Below are 22115 nucleotides of genomic sequence, written 5' to 3' on the forward strand. Positions count from 1 at the left end.
TCTAGAAAATCACACCCGCCTGCAGGATGCAGTTGGCGTATGGTGTCATTTCACCCGTTCGGATGACGGCTTTTGCTTGCTGTGTGAGCCGTTTGAATTCCTCGTGGGACATGTACTCGATCGTCTGCGCTGAGAAATGGCTTTCTATGAAACTTGCATTCTCGGGATTTGCGTCTTTGATGTCAGAAGCGGCCATCACCTTTTCGACTGCCATCTCCCCGGCTACCAAGCTGGTCACGTCCCGAAAGGCGGGAACGCCCGCCGTTAAGGACAAATCAATTTTAGGGACGCCGTCAGGGACGGGGAGACCCGCATCGGCGATCGCGATGAGGTCTGTATGCCCGAGATCGGCTAATACTTTGGCAATGTGGCTGTTTAACATTCCGTGTTTTTTCATGACAGCAGCTCCTCAACCTCTTTTCTGACCGGCATCCCGCCTTGGGCGCCGAAGTGCTGCACGGACAGGGAGGCGGCGCGGTTGGCAAACAGGAGCGCTTGCTCGATGTCCCGTCTTTCCGCGAGTGCGACGGCAAGTGCCGCATTAAAGGTATCGCCGGCACCCGTCGTGTCGACCGCTTCTGCAGGGAAGCCGGGAACGAGCCGTTCCGCGGTGCCGTCTGAGTAGCGTACGCCTTGTTTTCCTTCGGTAATGAACAGTTTGCCGGGATAGCCGGCGAGCGCTTCTTCTTTCGTCCGGTCAGGAAATAAAATGGATGCTTCATGTTCGTTCGGCGTAAGATATGCGGCATCCTCAATCGTCGATTGTTTCAGCGGGCGGGCCGGCGCGGGATTCAGGATAACCGGAATTTGCTGCGCGCGGCAGTAGCTGCACACTTCTTCAACGGTTTCTTCAGGAATCTCCTGCTGGATCAGCACGATATCAATGCCGGGAAGTTTTGCCAGCGCACTTTTGGCATAATCGGGGGAGATGTCATCGTTTGCGCCTTTTACGACGACGATGCTGTTGTCTCCTTCTGCGAGCACAATATGAGCCGTTCCGCTTTTTTTATGTGTAACCGTTTCCATGCAGTCCGTATTGACACCGTTTGCCTTCAGGTTTTCAATAATCGCTTTTCCGTAGCTGTCATTGCCAGCTTTTCCTACCATATATACGTTTGCGCCCAGACGGGAAGCGGCTACAGCCTGGTTTGCGCCTTTTCCCCCGGGCACGGTTTGAAAGTCTGTGCCCAGTACGGTTTCCCCGGCTTTCGGACGCCGTTCGGATGTGACGACCAGATCCATAGAACAGCTTCCGATAACACAAATTTCACTCATGGTGATCATCCTTTCTCGTCGTTTGTCTTCTTATATAAGTCACGGGCATTTGAATGGCCGTCTCTTTCGGCGGCTCTTTCTTTATCAATTGCAGCAGCAGGTTTGCCGCTTGTTTTCCCATCTCATATGCAGGCTGGCGGATGGTTGAAAGCGGCGGAAACAAAAGCCTGCTCTGCGGAATATCGTCGTATCCGATGATCTGAATCTCCTCCGGAACTTTTTTACCGAGCCGCAGCGCCTCATGGAGGACGGCAGCCGCCGCAATGTCGTTGCTGGCAATGACTCCGTCGGTTTCGGGGTATGCTGCAAACAATTTTTCTGCTAAAACGGCGGCATCCTTGATGGAAAATGAAGCGGCGGAGATGACATTGAACTGCGCTCCCGCTTTTTGCAGCACGTTAAGTGCGCCGTTAAAACGTTCCTGAGCGGTCGGAAGGTGGCCTGGGCCTTTGACAAGCGTGATGCTTGTGCTTTTGCCGCGAAGCATTTCCTCAGCTGCCCGTTTTCCGCCTGCCCGCCCGTCACTGAATACGGATGGGGCGCCTTCTTTTGTCCGGTCCAGAAATACGACCGGGTAAAGGCTGCCGCTGTATTCGGGAAGGTCGGGGTAATGGGTGGCCGCCAAAATACCGGCAACTTGATTTTGTTTAAATGTTTGCAGGTAGTCGAGTTCTTTTTCCAATTCTTCATCGCTGTTGCCGATGATCAGCCGGTATCCTTCCCGCTGCAGCTCGTCTTCAGCGCCGCGGGCAAGCTGCGGGAAAAAGGGGTTCGTAATATCCGGAAGCAAAAGCCCGACCAGTCTGGATTCTCTTTTATAAAGAGAGCGGGCAACTTCATTCGGATAATAATTCAGCTTCTCCATGGCAAGCATGACCTTCGTTCGTGTATCTTCATGCACGTAGCCGTTGTCATTGAGGACACGCGAGACCGTGGCAACAGAGACGCCGGCAGCGCCTGCGACATCTTTAATCGTTGCCAACAAACACTCCTCCTTCATTTATGTAACCGTTTACACAAAAAAAGAGTAACACGAATCATTTCGGTTGGCAACAAAAAAAGAGACCGGGGTCTCTTTTAGTTCACGATGCCGATTTGCGAGATATTCACTTTGATATCAGGGACGATTTCAATGGAAGGGTAGACCTCACGCCAATTGAGCCGCTTGCCCCGCTCATAATAATGGGTTTGATATTTCCGGCCGATGCCGAGGATATCCGAGTTGTGCTCCTGAATATGGCTGATCACCGATCTGGCCTGGCTGTTCAAATTTGCTGATGCTTGTTTGTTCATTTGGTTGATTGCCGTATAAGAATTCAGCTTGTCCTTCGGATATTCCAAGACGCGTGCGTTCAGCTTTAAACGGATTTTCACTTTTATATGCTGCGGATCTGTATCTATAAATACAATCTTTCGCGTGGCATCCGTGATGCCGAGAGAAAGATAATTTTCAATATCCATTTTGTATTTGTCCCACAGCTTCAGATTAATATTAGCCGATTTATTAAATTGCCCGCTTAAAAGGGTCAGGAGGGTCGAATCCTGACCGAGCACCTCAGTCACTTTCCGCTGGCCGCTGAACAGGGCAGAACCCTCTACCTTTATCGTCTGTCCGTTAATCGATAAATAAGGAAGGGCGAAATCCTTATCAGCCGTCAGCATGCTTGAACGGATGGATTGCAAATTTTCCATGCTGATATTTGATTCCGCATTAGCGCTTGTTAATAAATTCGTTAAATACTTGCTGACGATCAATTTCTGCCGGACGATCAGCTTCAGCACTTCAATCGCCTCGCCGTCTTTTACAACCGCCGGATGAGCGAGAAGCGGACTTTTCGGATCTCTGTAAAAGACATCGAGATAAGGAAAAAGCGGTTTTTCCGCCATTTTCTCACCGATTAATAAGACTCTTTGCTTGGACGTGTCAATGCGCTGGTCGACAAGCTTATCCAATTGAAACCGCGCTTCACGGATGGTGTGCCCGGAAGCGCTGAGCACCGTCGTAATGAATGAGCCGCCCGTTTCCTGTTCCGCCTGGGAGGACTGAACCTTCCGATAGGTGATGGCGATTTTATTTTTACCGTCCTGATCAACATCAAGGCTTGCGGTCAGCACGAGAGAAATATCTTTCAACAAATTTTGATCCCAGCAGCCCGCAAGTGTCAGGCTTGCGCACATGAGACTGATAAGAACCGCTTTTTTAATGCGCATGGCGGACACCCTTTTTGCGTACAAGGACAATCAATACCATAAACAACGGAAACAAATACACAAACACAATATCGGAAATGCGGAAAAACTGATCCAGCTGCTGTATCGTTTTATCCGTGCTTGTGGCCCAAATAGACGGAAGGAAGACGAGCAGAGCCAGCGGATAGACAAACCGGCTGTGATCTTTTTGATTGAACAGCTTGGCGATGCCGGTGCTTGCCAAGTAAAACACGTTGGCCAGCGTTGAAAAGACGGTCACGAACCAAAACGTCAAAAAGAGCAGATCCGTCCGTTCGATAATTCTGAATGAAACGGTTTTTAACAGGTACAGCACAGGCTCCGGGATCATTTTTATTTCTTCGGGGCTGATGGTGACAAAGCAAGTAAGGGTGATATACAGGTAATAAAGGATAATCAAGCCGTTTGAAATCGTCAGTATTTTGTAGCGCTGGCTGACGGTGCAGTTGATTAGGGGCCCGATCACAAGCGCCGCCTGAAAGCCGGTAATGCTGACAAGTGTTTGCTGCACCCCGGTCAGCATGTCTTTTGCGGTTCCGTGAAAAATCGGCATAATGTATGTGATATCGGCTTTTCCCAGCGTGTATAAAAGCGGCAGAGAGATCAGCAGCAAAAACGGCGTTAAAATAAAGCTGAACCTCGCGATCGCATTCAGCGGAGCTTGGGCGATATAGACAGAACCGAGGATCAGCATTAAGCTGATCACCCAATTTGGAGTCTGAGGGAGCACCCAGATATCCAATATCCGTGTAAATACAGAAAGAATGAGCGTGCAGAGAAACGCGAAATATAAAATATACAGCACCTGCACCCCTTTGCCGGCAAGTGTTCCGAACACCTCCTCCAGCATTTCGTACAGGTTCAGCTTCGGAAACCGGTGGAATAATATCATATACAGGCTGAATGTAAGCTGGACGAGCAATCCGGTAAGCAGAATGGAAATCCACCCGCTGCTTCCCGATTTCATCATCAGTAAATGGGGCAGCGCCAAAATGCCGATGCTGATCTGCGTCTGATTAATGAAAAACACGCCTTGAAGCCGGCTGATTTTTTTAGGCTTCATCTTTTCTCCACCCCCGAACATGTTTCATCTGCTTTGAGTCTTGCGGTCTCAAATAAAAAGGCCTTCTTTTAATAAACCAAGCCGGCAGCCGGATAAATGCATCCTTCAAGTCGCTGAAATGAAACGGCGTCAGAGATGATAAATACGGAACGCCGAGGGATTCAAGCTTGCACAGGTTCATCAGAATAAGTCCGAAGCCGAATGCGATGCCGATAAAACCGAACGAGGATGCCAGAAACATAAGCGGAAATCTGAGCGTTCGAATGGACGTGCTCATTTCATATGAAGGAAGCACAAAAGAAGAAACAGCCGTAACGGCTACGACGATAATCATCATATTAGAAATGAGTCCCGCCTGAACGACCGCGTCACCGATCACGAGACCGCCGACAATGCCGATCGTCTGACTGATCGGTTTCGGCAGCCTGATACCGGCTTCGCGGATCAGTTCAATGGTAATCTCCATAATCATGGCTTCTATCAGCGGAGGGAAGGGAATATCAACTATCGAATTTTTCATGGTGATAATCAGATCGTTGGGAATGACTTCAAAATGAAACGCAATCAGCGCGATATAAAAAGCGGGCAGCGTAATCGCGATCATAAAGGCGGAAAATCTCAGCACTCTCAAAAAACTGGCGGAAATCCACCTCGTGCTGTAGTCATCCGGCGATTGAAAAAAAGAAAAGAACGTGATCGGGGCAATCAAGGCCGACGGGCTCCCATCCATCATGATCAGCACACAGCCTTCCATCACGCATGCTTTTGCTTTATCCGGCCGTTCCGTATGAACGATCTGCGGAAAAATGGAAAACGAATTATCTTCTATTGATTCCTCGATAATTCCGGGCGCAAGCACGCTGTCTATACGCAGGTATGACAGGCGCCGCTTCACTTCCTCCACAATCTCCGGATTGGCGATATTCTCAACAAAGATAACCGCAACCTTTGATTTGGCTCTTTCCCCGATATCCATATAATGAACGGAGAGATGGCGGTCCTGTATGTGAAACCGCAGCTGATGAATGTTCGTTTCCAAACTTTCCACAAACCCGTCATGGGCGCCGCGGACGATACTTTCAGATTCGGGTTCCATAATGGAACGCAGCGGATTCTGCCCGACGGAAAACAGCTTCGCTTTCCTTGACGCATCGCTGAGAAAAACAACCTGGCCTGCCAAAATCCCGTCAATGAGTTTTCTGGTTTCATCCGTTTCCGCACTGCTGACGGCATTCATCGTTTCCTCAAGCGGACCGTTCTGCAGGGTGTCGCTTAACAGAAACTCATTCAGCTTCTGTTCTTCTATCATTTGTTCAATATAAAAGAAAGCGGTATGACGGTCCTGCAGTTTGATCCTTCGTATTTTAAAATCGCCGCAAACACACATCAGCTCCTGCATTTCCCGTACAGCCGATTCAAAATCGCCGGGAATCCGTTTGTTTTGTTTATCCGCAGACATCAGACCGCCTCCTTTCCCGGTTATCTGTAGTTTTCAGCGGGTATTCCTTTTTTATGCATTTTATAAAATAGAGGAGTTTCTCGATGTTTTACCAAGAACTTCACAATTATGGATGAATATTTCTTGAACGAATATAAAGATTTATTAAAATTATTTCAAAAGAGTGATAAATGTCCTGTAAATGCTTTAAAAGGAGATAGGCTTTCCGCATATAAAATGTGTATTTCTTGTAAACACTCCGGACCCGTCTTTTTCTGTCACGTACCAGTCATTCCGCTAGTTATTTTGGAATGGGACTGAAAGCAGGATACGGGGGAAAAATGAATGACTTTAAGACCTTATCCTTAACAAAACAGGCAGTCTGCACACAGCGGACATAGAGTCCCGAAACGTATGCGCAGTGCGGAAAACGCTGATATAACAGGCTGTAAAAGATGGATTATCATTACATCTTTTTCTTCCGGAACGTGTATAGTCCCATTGGTCCAAATGAATTTCTGCGCGGAAATGTAAACGCATTCATTTTTCTTTTGAAAAATTGAAGTAAGGTTGAAGTCCTGCCTATTCCCAAAAAAAGCAATTCGATCATAGGAAGAATAGCGTCACTAATAGAGAAGTTTGGCTCAGTGAAAGCGGGAAGATTATGTTACATAATGCCGATTGAGAATTCATAGTGAAGCTATATACTGATGAATGAATTTATCAATACAGAAGGAGATGTCAAAAATCAATGTGGTTACTCATTATAGCCTGTGCTGCCGTACTAATCATCGGAATCATTGAAAAAAGGCGGCATCAGAAGAATATCGATGCTCTGCCAGTACGCGTCAATATTAATGGTATCCGCGGAAAGTCAACCGTAACGAGGCTGACGACCGGAATACTGATGGAGGCGGGCTACAAAACAGTCGGAAAAACGACGGGAACAGATGCAAGGATGATCTATTGGGATACACCTGAGGAGAAACCGATCAAACGGAAACCGCAGGGCCCGAATATCGGCGAGCAAAAAGAAGTAATGAAGGAAACCGTAGAACGGGGCGCCAATGCCATTGTCAGTGAATGTATGGCGGTAAACCCGGATTATCAGATTATCTTTCAGGAAGAACTCCTTCAAGCCAACATCGGCGTCATCGTGAATGTGCTTGAAGACCATATGGATGTCATGGGGCCGACGCTTGATGAAATAGCTGAAGCTTTTACCGCGACGATACCGTATAACGGTCACCTTGTCATTACAGACAGTGAATACACAGACTTCTTTAAAGAAAAAGCCGCAGAGCGGAATACCGAGGTCATTATTGCGGATAACTCTAAAATTACAGATGAATACCTTCGTAAATTTGAATATATGGTCTTTCCTGATAACGCTTCCCTGGCGCTCGGCGTTGCCCAGGCTCTTGGGATAGATGAAGAAACGGCGTTTAAAGGCATGCTGAACGCGCCGCCTGATCCTGGCGCCATGAGAATCCTGCCGCTGCTCAGCACGAAGGAGCCCGGTCATTTCGTAAACGGCTTTGCCGCAAATGATGCATCTTCTACTTTGAATATATGGAAACGTGTAAAGGAAATCGGCTATCCGACAGATGAACCGATCGTCATCATGAACTGCCGCGCCGACCGTGTGGACAGAACGATTCAGTTCGCAAACGACGTGCTTCCGTACATTAAAACGAAGGAACTCATACTCATCGGCGAAACGACAGAACCGATCGTCAGAGCTTATGAAGAAGGCAAGATTCCTGCCGATACACTGCACGATCTGGAATATAAATCAACAGACGAAATCATGGACGTGCTGAAAACAAGAATGCAAAACCGTGTCATATATGGCGTCGGCAATATCCACGGTTCAGCGGAACCATTAATTGAAAAAATCCAAGAGTATAAGGTGAAACAGCTCGTTAGCTAGGAGGAAAAGGATAAATGTTCGGATCAGATTTATACATTTCACTTATTTTAGGCGTGTTAATCAGTTTAATTTTCGCGGAAAAAACAGGTATCGTACCTGCCGGTTTAGTTGTGCCGGGTTATTTAGGGCTCGTTTTTAACCAGCCGGTCTTTATTTTACTCGTATTGTTAGTGAGTCTTCTTACATACGTGATCGTCAAATACGGTTTATCCAGATTTATGATTTTGTACGGACGCAGAAAATTCGCAGCTATGCTGATAACGGGAATCTGCTTAAAAATCGCCCTTGATTTTCTTTACCCGATCGTACCGTTTGAGATATCAGAATTCCGCGGAATCGGTATCATCGTACCGGGTCTGATCGCCAATACCATTCAGAAACAGGGATTAACGATTACATTCGCCAGCACGCTGTTCTTAAGCGGCGCAACTTTTGCCATTATGTTTGCTTACTACTTAATCTAATGTAAGGTGTGTCAAACGATGAAAAAACAATTAAGCTTTCAAGAAAAACTGCTGAAGCTGACCAAACAGCAGAAAAAGAAGACCAATCTTCACGTTTTTATCGCGCTGCCGATCGTCTTTTGCCTGATGTTCGTCTGCATCCTGACAGGGAAGGCGGAAACGCCGAGTGTGAAAAGAAATGCCGATGACCTTGTATCAGCCTCGTTCGTCGGAGATATTATGATGGGCCGGAATGTCGAGAAAGTGACAAAGCATAAAGGCACGGAGAGTGTCTTCCGTTACGCAAAGCCATTCTTCGAAGCATCCGACTATGTGTCGGGGAACTTTGAAAACCCGGTTACATATAAAAAGAACTACAAAGAAGCAGAAAAAAATATCCACCTTCAGTCAAACAAAGATGCCGTAAAAGTATTGAAGGACATGAATTTCACCGTTCTCACGGCAGCCAATAACCATGCGATGGATTACGGCCCTCAAGGAATGCGGGATACGGTTGAAGAGTTTTCAAAGCAAAATCTTGAACTTGTCGGAGCGGGCCTCACGCTGAAGGAAGCCGAGCAGAACATTTCTTATCAAGATGTAAACGGAATCAAAATCGCAACACTGGGTTTCACTGATGTTTCCGGAAAAGGTTTTGCAGCTAAACGAAATGCGCCGGGTGTGCTTCCGGCCGATCCAGAGCTGTTTATTCCGATGATTTCTGAAGCCAAAAAGAAAGCCGATCTTGTCATTGTTCAAACACACTGGGGACAGGAATACGATAATGATCCGAATGACAGACAGCGCCAATTGGCAAGAGCAATGTCAGATGCCGGAGCGGATATTATCGTCGGACACCATCCGCACGTGCTGGAACCGATCGAAATGTACCACGGCACCGTTATTTTCTACAGCCTGGGCAACTTCGTATTCGACCAGGGGTGGACAAGAACGAGAGACACGGCGCTTGTTCAATATCATCTGCAGAAAAACGGCACGGGACGCTTTGAAGTCACGCCGATGAATATTCATGAAGCGACGCCTGCACCTGTTAAAAAAGGCAGCATCAATCATAAAACGATCGTACGTGAACTGACGAAAGAATCGAATTTCGATTGGAGCGTCAAGGATGGAAAATTAACGTTTGATGTGGATCACAGCGATATCTTAAAAAAGAAAGCGGAGTGAAAAACAAATGAAAATCATTAAAGCGGGATGGCCGTTTGCCGCGATCATTATGGTATTTATGTTTATGTCAGCGTTTAAATACAATGATCAGCTCACAGATCAGGAAAAACAAAAAATTGACACGGAAATGCAAAAAATTCAGCAAGAGGACACAGCGGGCGCAAAATAAGCGCATGATTTCGCTTGCCGGCATATTGTTTGTTCCGAATCCAGTAAAGAATGCCCATATCGGGCATTCTTTTTTGTGTGCTCTCCTAAACATTTGTTAAAAGTTACCGATGTAAAAACTACTAAAAATGAGGAGAGTGAATAGAAAACATGCTCACAAGCTGGAGGAAGTACATCCTTGCCGGCCTTATGATTTGTCTTGTGGCACCTGCAGTAACGAGAACGGAAATTGCCGAAGCGGATTCTCAAGTTTCTGTCCTGATCGTTTCAGACGCGCAAAAACTTGTCGGAAATAAATATGTTTACGGAGGCGAAGAGCCTGAGGACGGTTTTGATCCGTCCGGATTGATGCATTATCTTTTCAGCAGGCAGAACATCCATCTGCCGAGAACGGTCAGTGATCAATGGAAAGTCGGAGCCGCCGTCAAAGAAAATGACCTTTTACCGGGAGATCTTGTGTTTTTCAAAAAGTCGGATTCAACACAAAATACGCCTGTCCATGACGGTCTGTATATCGGAAACGGAGAGATGATACACAGTTCTCCGTCAGAAGGCGTAACCGTCACACGCTTTCAAAAAAGCAGTTATTGGATGAATTTATATCTTGGCGCAAAGCGGATGACAAAAGATCCGGAACTGGCTGATGATCCGATCGTTCAGGAGGCAGCCCGTTACCTCGACATTCCGTATGTATTCGGCGGAAGCACGCCCGAGGCAGGATTCGACTGTTCGGGGCTGGTCCAATATGTTTTTGAAAACAAGCTTCACATTTACCTGCCGAGATCTGCGGAACAGCAGTGGCTGGTCGGTGAGAAAATCAAGCTGAGCAACATAAAGCCCGGGGACGTGATTTATTTCAGCGATACGTATAAAAAAGGAATTTCCCATGCGGGCATTTATGCGGGAGAGGGAAGGTTCATCCAAGCAAGCCGCTCCGAAAAAGTCACCATTTCTTACTTGGCGGAAGATTATTGGAAAAAACATTTCACAGGGGTGCGCCGATTCAGCAATTTAGCCATTTCTAAAGACAACCCCGTTGTGTCCACAGCGGCCGATCATATCGGAATTTCTTATCTGAAAGGCGGCGCTTCACCGGAAACCGGCTTTGATACGGCGGGATTTGTTCAATACATCTATCAAAAAGCGAAAGGAATCAGCCTGCCGCGTTATGCCGACAAGCAGATGAAGGCGGGCGTTCCGGTCGATAAACAAGATCTGAAGCCCGGCGATCTGGTCTTCTTTAAAGCGGAAAGCCTGAATCCGGCCATTTATATCGGGAACGGACAAGTGATTCATGTCACCGTGTCCGCAGGCGTTACCATCACAAATATGAACACAAGCGCTTATTGGAAGGACAAATATGCGGGCGGCATCCGGCTTCCGTAAAAAAAGACGTCAGAGAGTGTCTCTGACGTCTTTTTCTTTTACCGTTTCGGCGCTCTGTATCCGGCCGCTACCGCATCCTCTACGGAACAGAACATTTCCGCGGGATCTGTCGTCCGGTCGTAGTATGTACTTCCCGGTGTGTGATAAATGCCGTTCCGGCTGCCTTTAATGTCGCATCCCTGTGAGGTGCCGGCTGCTTTCGTTTCGGCATGTCCTCCGGAGGAAGGGGCGCTGTTTTGCGCCGTTTCCGCATTTTCGGATGTTTTTGTTTCTGCTTTCTGCCGCTTTAAAGTTTTATTTTCTGACTGAAGCGTTTCAGCGGTCTTTTCGAGCTTCTTTTGTGAATTTTTTAATTTCTCGTTATCTTGTTTGAGTGATTTGTTTGTTTTTTTCAGCTCGCTTATCTCTTGGCTGAGTTTGCTGAGTTTTTCTTCATTGCCGGCTTCCGCTTCGGATTTCTCCTTTTCGGCCGCGGCACTGATGCTTTCATATTTTTTCTCAAGCGCCTGGTGTTCCTTCGTCAATTTTTGATAAGCCGTATCAAGGGTGCTGTATTTCTCCTCTGCCTTCACGGCCGAGGCGTCCGGCTCTGCAAGGGAGGCGCCGGTCAGAAGCAGGATAAATCCGCCGATGAGAAGGGGCCAAAACAGCTTTTTTGAAAAATGTTTTTCTTTTTTTGCTGCTTTGCATATGAGATGAAACATTCCGTATCCGACTGCGCAGAGAAAAGCTAAAAATCCTATAATAGCGATTGCATTCGACATCATGAAACTCCTTTTTTCTTTATCTTACAATTTATTTTCAATTTTGGAAATTTCTTTTTTAGAAAATATGAAAAAGCCAGGCCGTGAAAGACCTGGCTTTTACCTTTTATTGCCCGTTGTCGAGAAGCCGGTTGATGAAATATGCGACGCCGTTTTCATCGTTGCTTTTTGTAATATACGTGCTTTTTTCCTTCAGTTCATCAATCGCATTGCCCATAGCGATGCGGTTTCCCGCCGCTTCAAACATGGAGAAATCATTCGGGCTGTCGCCGATGGCGTAAATATCCTGTTTTTCAATTCCGTACAGTGAGGCAAGCTCCGTCAGAGCACGTCCCTTTCCGGAACCGGCAGGGAGGATTTCGATAATGTGTTTTCCGGAAGATGTCTGGGATAATTTCGGATGATGTGTAATTTCTTCTTTGGCGTTTCTCAGTTTTTCCATATCAAAAGAGAAACAAAGAAGCTTATAAACATGTTCGTCTCCGTTAAAAATCGCCTGTATATCCTGTACGGGTTTAATGCCGAATTGTTTGAACTGCGTCTTTGCGCCCTCCCATAATGTCTGAATATCTTCCTTAGGGTTGGCGCTTTTCAGAATGTCCAGTTCTGCCTGCAGTTTGGACTCGCCGTCAAACGGGGACAGCAGATGATCATCCGTATAGACCTCAAAGTAAATGTCTTTGTCCGTTAAATAAGCTGCGATATCCTTCCCGGCCTGCTGATCCATTAAGAGGCGGCTGACGAGGCGGTATCCTTTGTCATGGACTGTCCCGCCGTTTGCCGCAATGATCGGAATATCCAAATCCTTCAAGAGCGCTTTTACATCAAACGTGGCTCTGCCCGTGCAGATGGCCACGAGAATGCCCGCTTCATCCGCTCTTTGTAAAGCCGCTCTGTTTTCCGGAGAAATCACACTGTCCGAATTCAGTAATGTGCCGTCTAAGTCAATGGCTATCAATTTCATATGTATGGATGCCCTCCTTAAAAATAAAGCTGCTTCATGTAGTATGTTCAGCTTTGTGCGAAATCAGCAGAAAGCCGTCAGTTAAAAGGCTATACCTTCATGTCCTTTTTTTCAACAGAAAAACGGCGGGATTTGCTAATCCCGCCGTGACATCTTACGCGTCTAAATCATTTTTTAATTTCGTTTTTACTTCTTGAAGGTTTTCCTCATTCAGCTTGAAGTAATAAATATTTTTGCCGTACTGAGGAGTGTAAATGTAGCTGTCTGAACCTGTCAGCTGCAAAGAATTCACCGATTTCAGCGATGTGATAAACGGGAACAGACCGATGGCGTCATTAAGAGATAAGTTCATTTTCAAGTTTTTCCCTAAGCTGTCGACGATATCGTCATAAGATGGGATCGAGCTTAACGATTTAGATTTTTTAATAATGGCGCTCAGCACTTCCATCTGTCTTTGTCCGCGCATCAGATCGGTGTCCGCTTTGCGTGTTCTTACATAAGCCAGTGCCTGCTCACCGTCAAGCGTCTGGACGCCCGGCTTCAGCACGACTTTTCCTTTTGTATCGACTTTAATACGATCGGCAATTTTCTGGCTTTTCACATTTACCGTAACGCCGTTCAACTCATTGACGACATCGCGGAACGCGTCGAAGTTGCTCTCAACCACATAATCTACCGGAATATCAAACATGTTTTCTACTGTTTTATAAGTTAAATTATAACCGCCGTAAGCATGTGCGTGCGCGAATTTGTCATAGCCGTGACCCGGAATGTTGACATAGGAATCGCGCGGAATGCTGAGCATCGTCGCTGTTTTCTTTTTCCGGTTGAAGGTGACGAGCACATTGGCGTCACTTCTTGCGTCATCTACTGATTCGCCCTTATTGTCACGGGCGTCTATTCCTAAAAGCAATACGGTGAAAGAATCCTTCTTCGGGTCAAATTCTTTGATCCGTTTTACGGACTGGTCGCCGCGGTCAAGGCTGACGTGCGCTTCTTTGGTTGCATTATTCAATTTCACAAATGCGTAGGTGCCGACGGAACCGGCGATCACCAATAAGAAAGCGGCGAATACCAGTACAAATTTCACCCATTTTCTGAGGCGTCTTTTCTTTTTTCTGCGTTGAGATCGTTCTTCCATATCATTACCTCTCGTTTCTATTCTTTGTGAAGCGTACCATAATTGTTGACTTGGAGCAACTCTGCAAATGAGAAAATTCTAAATCTTTCTCTCTATTTCGACAACATCTACTGTTATTTTTGCATCAGGTTCACATTATATTGGACGGCAGGAAGCGGGAAATGTTTCGGCGCTTTGTAAAAAATAATCAGTAAAATAATGGATATTAACGGTGCGGAAGGTTTGAAACAATCGGAAACAGGCAAAAGAAGCAGTAGAACAATTCCGCGCGGATACAGCGTTGGATGAAGGGAGTCTATATAACATGAAAAGCATACACTCGAATAAATGGCTCTATTTTTTCGGCGCACTCGGCGGCGCGTTATACGGATATGATACCGGGGTCATTTCCGGAGCTATTTTGTTTATGAAAAAAGAACTGGGACTGAACGCCTTTACAGAAGGCCTCGTCGTCAGTTCGTTATTGGCGGGGGCGATTCTCGGATCGGGATTCGCCGGCAAACTGACCGACCGGTTCGGCAGGCGGAAGGCCATCATGGGAGCGGCGCTGCTGTTTTGTATAGGCGGATTAGGAGTCGCTTTTGCCCCGAATACAGGGGTGATGGTTCTTTTCCGGATTATTCTCGGACTGGCTGTCGGAACATCTACAACGATCGTCCCGCTCTATTTATCGGAGCTGGCTCCGAAGCATAAACGGGGGGCGCTTTCTTCGCTGAATCAGCTGATGATTACGGTCGGAATCCTCGTTTCTTATATCGTGAACTATATATTTGCCGATGCAGGCGCTTGGCGCTGGATGCTTGGACTTGCGGTTGTGCCGTCAGTCATTCTGCTGATCGGAATCTTATTTATGCCGGAAAGCCCGCGCTGGCTGTTTACGATCGGCAAAGAAGAGAAAGCAAGAGAAATCCTTTCATCATTGCGGGGAACGAAGAATATTGACGATGAGATTGATCAGATGAAAGAAGCGGAAAAGGAAAACGAAGGCGGTTTGAAAGAATTGTTTGAGCCGTGGGTGAGACCCGCGCTGATTGCCGGCCTCGGACTTGCCTTTTTGCAGCAATTCATCGGGACAAATACAATTATTTATTACGCACCGAAAACATTTACCAGTGTCGGATTCGGCAATTCCGCGTCTATATTGGGAACGGTCGGAATCGGCGCCGTCAATGTCATCATGACGCTTGCGGCTATTAAAGTCATTGATAAGATCGGCCGGAAGCCGCTGCTGCTGGCCGGAAATGCGGGCATGGTCATCAGTCTGCTCGTATTGGCCGCGGTCAATCTTTTCTTTGAACATTCAGCAGCCGCATCATGGACAACGGTGATTTGTTTAGGCCTGTTTATCATTGTGTTTGCGGTCAGCTGGGGGCCTGCCGTGTGGGTCATGCTTCCTGAATTATTCCCGCTGCATGTCCGGGGTATCGGGACGGGTGTCTCCACTTTGATGCTGCATGCCGGAACATTGATAGTCTCATTAACCTATCCGATGTTAATGGAAGCAGTCGGCATCAGCTATTTATTTCTCATTTATGCCGCGATCGGGATACTGGCATTCCTGTTCGTCCGGTTTAAAGTGACCGAGACGAAGGGGAAAAGCCTTGAAGAAATTGAGCAGGATCTGAAAAGCCGTAACGGAGGCTCGGGATCAGAATCAAATCGGCGGACAGTTCATCCGTAATATTCAGTTTTAGGGGGGCGGTTATTCACCGGCCCCTCAAAACGGATGCCGAGCGGGCGCCCGGTCACATAAATGACGGGGATATGTCATACGTTGTATAAAGTCACGATAAAGGCGGGGATGCCGGTGAAAACGAGTATTATTATCCTTACATATAATGAACTTGAGCTGACGAAAAAATGTCTGGCCAGCATTGAACGATACACCGACAAAGATAAGATTGAACTGATTATAGTTGACAACGGTTCCTCAGACGGAACGAGAGAATACATATCAAATCTGCCTGACGTCAAAGTCATCCTTAATGAAAAAAACCTCGGGTTCGCCAAGGGGTGCAACCAGGGAATCGAAGCGGCAGGGGGAGAAAATCTGCTGTTCCTGAACAACGATACGATGGTCACGAAAAATTGGCTCACCTCCATGCTGAGGGTGCTGTATCAATCTGAAAAAACCGGTATGGTCGGGCCCGTCAGCAACTATGTCAGCGGCGCGCAAATGATCCATGACGCGTATCAATCGCTTGATGAGCTGGAGTCATTCGCGGAGGCATATTGCGCACGGGAAAAGCATCAAACAAAGCGGGTGCTGCGCCTTGTCGGTTTCTGTCTTCTGGTGAAAAGAAGCGTCATTGAAGACATCGGCCCGTTCGATGAGCAATTCGGATACGGTTCTTTTGAAGATGATGACCTATGTCTGCGCGCCCTGCAAAAAGGATACAGCCTGCACATCGCTCTCGATGCCTTTGTGCATCACCACGGGCATGCGACGTTTACGGCTAATCAGGATATCAATATCAATCAGTTATATTCGGAGAACCGCCAGCGTTTTACGGAAAAATGGGGCACTGATTTTACGTACTTTACTCATCCGAGACCGGAAATTGCGGAGCTCGTTCCCCGGGAGGCGAAACGGATACTTGATGTCGGCTGCGGTGCGGGAGCTACGGGGCTGGAACTTCAAAACAGACAGCCTTGCGAACTGTACGGAATAGAACTGCACCCGCTGGCGGCGCAAGCGGCAAAAGGACACTATGAAGCCGTGCTGCAGGAAGATGTCGAAAAAGTGAAGCTGCCTTATCCGGAAGGCTTTTTTGATTGCATCATTTTCGCGGACATCCTTGAGCACTTAAAAGACCCGTGGCGCGTCATTGAAACGTACTCATCCTATTTGTCCCCTGCCGGATCAATCGTTTGCAGCATTCCGAATATTTCCCACGCCGAAGCGCTGTTCCCGCTTCTGCTCGGTGACTGGACATACAGAGACGCCGGTATTCTCGACCGCACCCACTTGCGGTTTTTTACGCCGCAGACGGTGCGCACGCTCTTTCCGGAAGAGACATTTGACATGAAAAAGCAGTCCTATACGTATGTTCACGTGGATGAGCGGGTGCAGCTGTTTTTACAGGAAATCACACGAATGGCGCAATCGATGCAATTTCCGGTGACACAGCTGCCCGAACAAAGCCGGATTTATCAGATTCTCCTTCGTGTCGAAAAAACACGCTGAAGGCTACCGTCCCATCGTTCCGAAGTTGGTAATCTGAATGGAAACATCATAGTCAAAGGCCGCTTCGGAGAAGGTCTCATCCCAGTGATGCTTTACTTTCTTCCAATAGTCGGGATATTGAATGCGGACTCTGTCAGAAAAGAAGACAGGGTCCGTTTCATATTGATTCTGCAGCTTATCGATGACTTCTTTCATATCGCTTTTCAGTTTTTTTTCGAAAACCTTTTCCAGCCCGTTTAAATAGTGCTGATCGAATGAATCTTCTCCGGCATATTGATCCTCTGACAAAAGTCCTTTTGTTTTCACCGCTACATGAAATGACAGCTTCCCGTTTTTCAGCAGGGGGGTGATGGAGGATGTTGATTTTTTGATCTCGAAGGTAATCGGGTGCCCCCCTTTATCCAAAGCGGGCAGCACGCCGCCCCGTATCGTCCCCGTCAGCCAATTCAGGCTCTGTACTTCGTATGATGACAGAAAGCCCGCCAATCTGTTTTGTTTTGCGTTTTTGATAATGGCCGCTCCGTCATACACCGTTTTTCCTTTTTGATTGCTGACGGCCTGAATGAGAAAACTGAGTTTATTATGGCAGTAAATCGAAGCTCTCCCGATTCGGAGCGGTTTTAAAATCTTCCCGTTGTAGCCGCCGTTGTTCGTAAGGTCGATCAGCTTTTCCGCGGGCATGGGCTGCTGCTGATTCGGCGTCGGCTCCGTCAGAATATCGGACGCTTTGCCTCTTGCCGCGAAGAGATAGCTGCTCCGCCTTAATTCATCATCGCGGATAAAATGATTCATCATCTGCAGTATATTTTGGTCGGCCAGCAATTTGTCGCTGAATATCAGCACTTTTAAATGATCGCTGTAAACGGGCGGATCTTTTAAAGCGACTTCACTGACGGCTTCAAGAATGGTATCCCCCCGCGACGTCACATTGACAAACACGGGCCGGCCGGAAGCCTGGCTGTTTTCACTTTGGGGCAGCAGGTTTTGATAGGTTAATTTATATCGGCGGTCACTCGTCTCGTCTATCGCCAGCCCCCGGGCGAAAGACAGCTTTTCGACTTCCTTCGCGTCCCAGCACCCTGAAAGCGTCATCAGTATGAAAAGCGCCGCCGCCCATTTTACGAAATGTGTCATGACGTCTGTTTCCTCCCGGCTATTTTTTTCATCCAGCTGACAAACCAGATGAGAAAAGGAATCATAATGACGGCAAAAAACGCATATCCGAGAATATTCGCGAATGCAAACACACTGTTGATATCATCGGGGTACATTGAAAGGCCGAATGTCACTGCCAATAAGCCCCCCAGCAGCCAGGCATTGTTTTTGTTTTTCAGTTTGAAAATGGTGTTTAATCCGAGATGCGCTCCTTTAAAAGAACCGAGCATACAGGTGAACTGCTGGCATGTCCACGTAATTAAAAGAAAGATATCAAACCTTTCGATGAAAATACCGCGGATTTCCAAGGCGTGAATCAGGGAAATGGTCGGATATGTCACCGTTTTGGCTTCAGCGATCGACATACAGCCGATTACGACAAGCAGCGTAAAGCTGTAAAATAAGCCTGCGCATGCGATGCCGAAGACGGCAGCCTTTTTCGCCTGCTTCGGATTTTTCATAAACGGCACCAGATAAAGAATCACCTCAAGTCCTGAAAAATACAGAAGGGTCCGCGGAAACAGCTCAAAAAAGCTTTTGTAGCCCCCATCCAAGACCGGGCGGACGAAATCCAGCTTAAACAGTCTCAGGCTGAATATGAGCAGCACAATCAGAATGACGATCGCAATCGGAAAGAGATAAGCATAGAGTTTTGAAATGGGATACACCCCGCCGGTGACATGGTAGATGCCGACCGCCAGAAAGATGAATATAACGACACCCATCGGCGTATTTTTCAGTAAAAAGTAATTGATGACCTCACCGAGAAAACGGGCTTGAAAACAGACGGTGACGACAAAATAACAGCTGATGAATAAATTCAGAAGAGAACCGATGGCGCGTCCCATAATGCTTTGATTCAGCTCATAAATGGTTTCCCCGCTGTTTTTCTGCAAAAACGGCATAAAGAGCAGGACGATGCCGATAAACACGAGACTCTGCACAAGAATAATGATCCATCCGCTCGGACTGTCCGCTGCTGCGGCGGAGCGCGGCAGTGTTAACACGCCCGCTCCGATCATTGTTCCGCTTACCATGAGAAGTGTCTGCATAAACGACAGCTTGTCTTCCGGTTTTTTCATGGTGATCACCTTTGTTTGATTTTATCTTTCGTCTCTTTTCTGGTCGGCCGTTTTTTCAAAAGAGGCGTCGGCAGTCTGACGATCGTATCCTTTAAGTCTTGGCCAGGCTGCGCCATGATCGGAATAAGATAGTCCTGGCCGAAGCTTTTCAGGCGCATCAGATGGCCGACGACAAGCAGATAACACATGATCAGTCCGTATAAGCCTAATATCGCCGACAAAATCATCGAAAAAATACGGATGAGTCTCAGCGGAAAATTGAACGCATAGGAGGGCGCCGTAAAAGAAGCCAATGCCGTAACGGATACGATAATGACCATCATCGCGCTGACGATGTTCGCCTGAACGGCGGCCTGCCCGATCACCACGCCCCCGATCAGGCCGATCGTCTGTCCGATCGGCTTCGGCAGCCTGAGTCCGGCTTCTCTGATCATCTCAATCGTAAAAATCATAATAAACGCTTCAACAAAAGGGGGAAACGGAACATTCAATCTGCTTCCGGCAATCGTCACCGCCATTCTCGTCGGCAAAAGCCCCGTGTGAAACGTAACGAGCGATATGTAAAGGCCGGGTAAATAAATCGTGATTAAAATGCATGTATACCGAAGCAGCCTGAGAAAGTTAACCGGAACCCACCGCTGATTATAATCGTCAGGTGAGTGGATAAATTCATCAATGGTAGCCGGCACCAAAAGGGTAAAAGGCGTTCCGTCTACAAGAATGGAGACCCTTCCTTCCAAAAGAGCGCCCATAACCCGGTCGGGCCGTTCGGTCGTCAAGACGGTCGGGAAAATGGAATACGTGTTATCTTCAATAAGCTGCTCGATCGTTCCTGATTCCGGAATGTCATCAATGGTGATCGAATCCAGTCTTTTCATCACTTCTTTTACAACATCATCAGGCGCAATATCCCGAATGTAGGCAACAGCGATCCGCTTTTTTGTCCGTTCGCCGAGTGTGATCTCTTTGATCTGGAGGTTGGGATCACCGGACTGCTCGCGCAAAAGCGCCGTGTTCGTTCGGAGCTTTTCGACAAAACCTATCCTCGGCCCCCGTTCAAGCACTTCTGAAGCCGGTTCTTCAATATCACGCATTTTAAATGTTTCCGTCTCAAACGAAAGGGCTTCCTCCCATCCTTCCGCCAGCAAAACCGATTTGCCGGAAAAAATGTCTGCCTCCGCGTCCTTAAGTGAAGAAAGCCGGGTGTGACGATAGCCGAAAGAGATGGATGACGGCGGTATTTCAGCCGGTTCCTCTTGATGCAGGGCGGCCGCCTGCACGGGCGAAATAATATATTCCGCAAGCAATTGATTGTCGGTCAGTCCGTCTATATATATAAGACAGGCGTCACATTTGCCGTTTCCGTACGTAAACGAATAAAACATCATGTCATCGCTTTGGCCGATCCGTTTTTTCAGCGCTTCAAGGTTTTTGCCGAGCTCCGTATGTATCGTCATAATGTTCCCCCCTTTCCATCAGTTATTTTAATTTGCGACAAACAAGGCATTTTATTCTGGAATAGGAAATGACTGAGCATTCCGCCCCATCCGAATGGTATAATGAGCAGGTCAGCCATTTTATACATATTGTTTTTAACCGCGGCTCTCCGTGTTTTAAAAAAGACACAGGGGGAATGGGATATGAGCCGCTTTTTAAGGGGAGGGGAACGAACATGACGCAAGAGCCGATTTTTTTACAGCCTGTATGTAAAGAAAAAATATGGGGCGGCACGTTATTACGCGAACGATTCGGATATGACATACCTTCAGAAACAACCGGCGAATGCTGGGCGATATCAGCCCATCCGCACGGAATGAGCACGGTCAAAAGCGGTCCGTATCAAGGGGAAACCTTGATGGAACTGTGGGATCAGCATAGAGAATTATTCGGCGGAACGGAAGGGGACCGGTTTCCGCTGCTGACGAAAATACTGGACGTCAAACATCATCTGTCCGTTAAAGTCCATCCTGACGATTATGACGCCGAGGAGCATGGACAGGGCGAAACGGGGAAATCCGAGTGCTGGTACATTATTGACTGTAAAGAAAATGCGGAAATCATATACGGTCATACGGCCCGTTCGAAAGCGGAACTTGTCACCATGATTAACAGCGGTGACTGGGAAGGCCTGCTGCGCCGCGTGAAGATCAAACCCGGCGATTTTTATTATGTGCCGAGCGGAACCATCCATGCCATTTGCGCCGGGGCGCTCGTGCTGGAAATACAGCAGAATTCAGACGCCGCCTACCGGATATATGATTACGGGCGTACAGATCAAAACGGCGGGGCGCGTGAGCTGCATATCCGCGATGCCGTCAACGCCGCCACCGTTCCTCATGTGGACGGATTTTTGGATGAATCAACTGAAACGAGAAAAGGAGTCACCATTAAAACCTTTGTGCAGGGAGAATATTTTTCTGTATACAAATGGGATATCAGCGGGACGGCGGAAATGACCCAGGACGCTCCGTTTATGCTGTGCAGCGTCACAGAAGGAAGCGGCTCCATTATCTTTGAAGGCAAGTCCGCCAAGCTTGAAAAAGGCGCGCATTTCATACTGCCGGATCAGATGCCTGACTTTACGATAAACGGAGATTGCACGATCATCGTTTCTCATATATAAAACCAAACTTAATCCCAGCTCTGGGATTAAGTTTTTTTATTTGGAAAACTGGGTGATTTCTCTCTGTAAAAATGAA

General features: G+C 47.4%; 20 protein-coding genes. 8 read left to right on the forward strand and 12 right to left on the reverse strand.

The window, feature by feature from the left end:
- Position 1: 1 nt before the first annotated feature.
- The 6 genes from rbsD to G9F48_RS07485 form a co-directional block, all read right to left on the reverse strand.
- The gene (gene rbsD / locus G9F48_RS07460; protein WP_160249181.1) at positions 2 to 397 is read right to left on the reverse strand and encodes a D-ribose pyranase; all 396 of its coding nucleotides are present in this window, start codon (positions 395 to 397) and stop codon (positions 2 to 4) included.
- Positions 394 to 1275: a ribokinase gene (gene rbsK, locus G9F48_RS07465; RefSeq protein WP_165409290.1), complete on the reverse strand. Its 882-nt coding sequence runs from the start codon at positions 1273 to 1275 to the stop codon at positions 394 to 396. The genes rbsD and rbsK overlap by 4 nt, the downstream gene beginning before the upstream one ends.
- Positions 1268 to 2257 (reverse strand): LacI family DNA-binding transcriptional regulator, encoded by a 990-nt coding sequence (locus tag G9F48_RS07470; RefSeq protein ID WP_156735479.1) that lies wholly within the window; start codon positions 2255 to 2257, stop codon positions 1268 to 1270. The genes rbsK and G9F48_RS07470 overlap by 8 nt, the downstream gene beginning before the upstream one ends.
- Before the next feature lie 95 nt (positions 2258 to 2352).
- Positions 2353 to 3486 carry a Ger(x)C family spore germination protein gene (locus tag G9F48_RS07475; RefSeq protein WP_025853562.1) on the reverse strand — a complete coding sequence of 378 codons (1134 nt, stop codon included), beginning with the start codon at positions 3484 to 3486 and terminating at the stop codon, positions 2353 to 2355.
- The gene (locus G9F48_RS07480; protein ID WP_025853561.1) at positions 3476 to 4567 is read right to left on the reverse strand and encodes a GerAB/ArcD/ProY family transporter; all 1092 of its coding nucleotides are present in this window, start codon (positions 4565 to 4567) and stop codon (positions 3476 to 3478) included. The genes G9F48_RS07475 and G9F48_RS07480 overlap by 11 nt, the downstream gene beginning before the upstream one ends.
- The gene (locus tag G9F48_RS07485; RefSeq protein ID WP_025853560.1) at positions 4557 to 6026 is read right to left on the reverse strand and encodes a spore germination protein; all 1470 of its coding nucleotides are present in this window, start codon (positions 6024 to 6026) and stop codon (positions 4557 to 4559) included. Before G9F48_RS07485 ends, G9F48_RS07480 begins: the two co-directional genes overlap by 11 nt.
- A gap of 730 nt (positions 6027 to 6756) precedes the next feature.
- Here G9F48_RS07485 and pgsB point away from each other — a divergent pair.
- The 5 genes from pgsB to G9F48_RS07510 all read left to right on the forward strand — a co-directional run bounded on the left by pgsB (position 6757) and on the right by G9F48_RS07510 (position 11123).
- Entirely contained in the window at positions 6757 to 7938 is a 1182-nt protein-coding gene (gene pgsB / locus G9F48_RS07490) for a poly-gamma-glutamate synthase PgsB (protein ID WP_003151337.1), read from the forward strand.
- Between the two features lie 14 nt (positions 7939 to 7952).
- Complete coding sequence (gene pgsC / locus G9F48_RS07495; RefSeq protein ID WP_003151340.1) at positions 7953 to 8402, forward strand: poly-gamma-glutamate biosynthesis protein PgsC; 450 nt, start codon at positions 7953 to 7955, stop codon at positions 8400 to 8402.
- Between the two features lie 18 nt (positions 8403 to 8420).
- Entirely contained in the window at positions 8421 to 9569 is a 1149-nt protein-coding gene (locus tag G9F48_RS07500; RefSeq protein WP_156735481.1) for a CapA family protein, read from the forward strand.
- Between the two features lie 7 nt (positions 9570 to 9576).
- A complete protein-coding gene (locus G9F48_RS07505; protein ID WP_003151344.1) occupies positions 9577 to 9738 on the forward strand; it encodes a hypothetical protein in 162 nt (53 codons plus the stop codon).
- A 149-nt stretch (positions 9739 to 9887) separates the two neighbouring features.
- Positions 9888 to 11123, forward strand: a complete 1236-nt coding sequence (locus G9F48_RS07510) for a C40 family peptidase (RefSeq protein ID WP_165409291.1) — start codon at positions 9888 to 9890, stop codon at positions 11121 to 11123.
- Positions 11124 to 11161: 38 nt separating this feature from the next.
- Here G9F48_RS07510 and G9F48_RS07515 read toward each other — a convergent pair whose 3' ends face one another.
- The 3 genes from G9F48_RS07515 to G9F48_RS07525 form a co-directional block, all read right to left on the reverse strand.
- Positions 11162 to 11887 carry a sunset domain-containing protein gene (locus G9F48_RS07515; RefSeq protein WP_015387610.1) on the reverse strand — a complete coding sequence of 242 codons (726 nt, stop codon included), beginning with the start codon at positions 11885 to 11887 and terminating at the stop codon, positions 11162 to 11164.
- A gap of 106 nt (positions 11888 to 11993) precedes the next feature.
- Positions 11994 to 12851 carry a Cof-type HAD-IIB family hydrolase gene (locus G9F48_RS07520; RefSeq protein ID WP_146275660.1) on the reverse strand — a complete coding sequence of 286 codons (858 nt, stop codon included), beginning with the start codon at positions 12849 to 12851 and terminating at the stop codon, positions 11994 to 11996.
- Positions 12852 to 13005: 154 nt separating this feature from the next.
- Positions 13006 to 13992, reverse strand: a complete 987-nt coding sequence (locus G9F48_RS07525; RefSeq protein ID WP_003151348.1) for an LCP family protein — start codon at positions 13990 to 13992, stop codon at positions 13006 to 13008.
- A 304-nt stretch (positions 13993 to 14296) separates the two neighbouring features.
- Between G9F48_RS07525 and G9F48_RS07530 the strand changes: the two genes are divergently transcribed.
- Positions 14297 to 15673, forward strand: coding sequence for a sugar porter family MFS transporter (locus G9F48_RS07530; protein ID WP_025853557.1), 1377 nt, complete (start codon positions 14297 to 14299; stop codon positions 15671 to 15673).
- Positions 15674 to 15766: 93 nt separating this feature from the next.
- Positions 15767 to 17179 (forward strand): bifunctional glycosyltransferase family 2 protein/class I SAM-dependent methyltransferase, encoded by a 1413-nt coding sequence (locus tag G9F48_RS07535; RefSeq protein ID WP_185153150.1) that lies wholly within the window; start codon positions 15767 to 15769, stop codon positions 17177 to 17179.
- A gap of 3 nt (positions 17180 to 17182) precedes the next feature.
- On the opposite strand, the gene G9F48_RS07540 is transcribed toward G9F48_RS07535, so the two are convergent.
- The 3 genes from G9F48_RS07540 to G9F48_RS07550 are packed head-to-tail and all read right to left on the reverse strand — an operon-like array spanning position 17183 to position 20873.
- Positions 17183 to 18313 carry a Ger(x)C family spore germination protein gene (locus G9F48_RS07540; protein ID WP_165409292.1) on the reverse strand — a complete coding sequence of 377 codons (1131 nt, stop codon included), beginning with the start codon at positions 18311 to 18313 and terminating at the stop codon, positions 17183 to 17185.
- Positions 18310 to 19416, reverse strand: a complete 1107-nt coding sequence (locus tag G9F48_RS07545; protein ID WP_025853554.1) for a GerAB/ArcD/ProY family transporter — start codon at positions 19414 to 19416, stop codon at positions 18310 to 18312. Before G9F48_RS07545 ends, G9F48_RS07540 begins: the two co-directional genes overlap by 4 nt.
- 5 nt (positions 19417 to 19421) lie before the next feature.
- Positions 19422 to 20873: a spore germination protein gene (locus G9F48_RS07550; RefSeq protein ID WP_156735488.1), complete on the reverse strand. Its 1452-nt coding sequence runs from the start codon at positions 20871 to 20873 to the stop codon at positions 19422 to 19424.
- Between the two features lie 215 nt (positions 20874 to 21088).
- Between G9F48_RS07550 and manA the strand changes: the two genes are divergently transcribed.
- Positions 21089 to 22039: a mannose-6-phosphate isomerase, class I gene (gene manA, locus G9F48_RS07555; RefSeq protein ID WP_165409293.1), complete on the forward strand. Its 951-nt coding sequence runs from the start codon at positions 21089 to 21091 to the stop codon at positions 22037 to 22039.
- Positions 22040 to 22115: the final 76 nt, after the last annotated feature.

The sequence above is a fragment of the Bacillus sp. EKM420B genome, from assembly GCF_011065565.1.
Classification (GTDB): Bacteria; Bacillota; Bacilli; order Bacillales; family Bacillaceae; genus Bacillus; species Bacillus velezensis.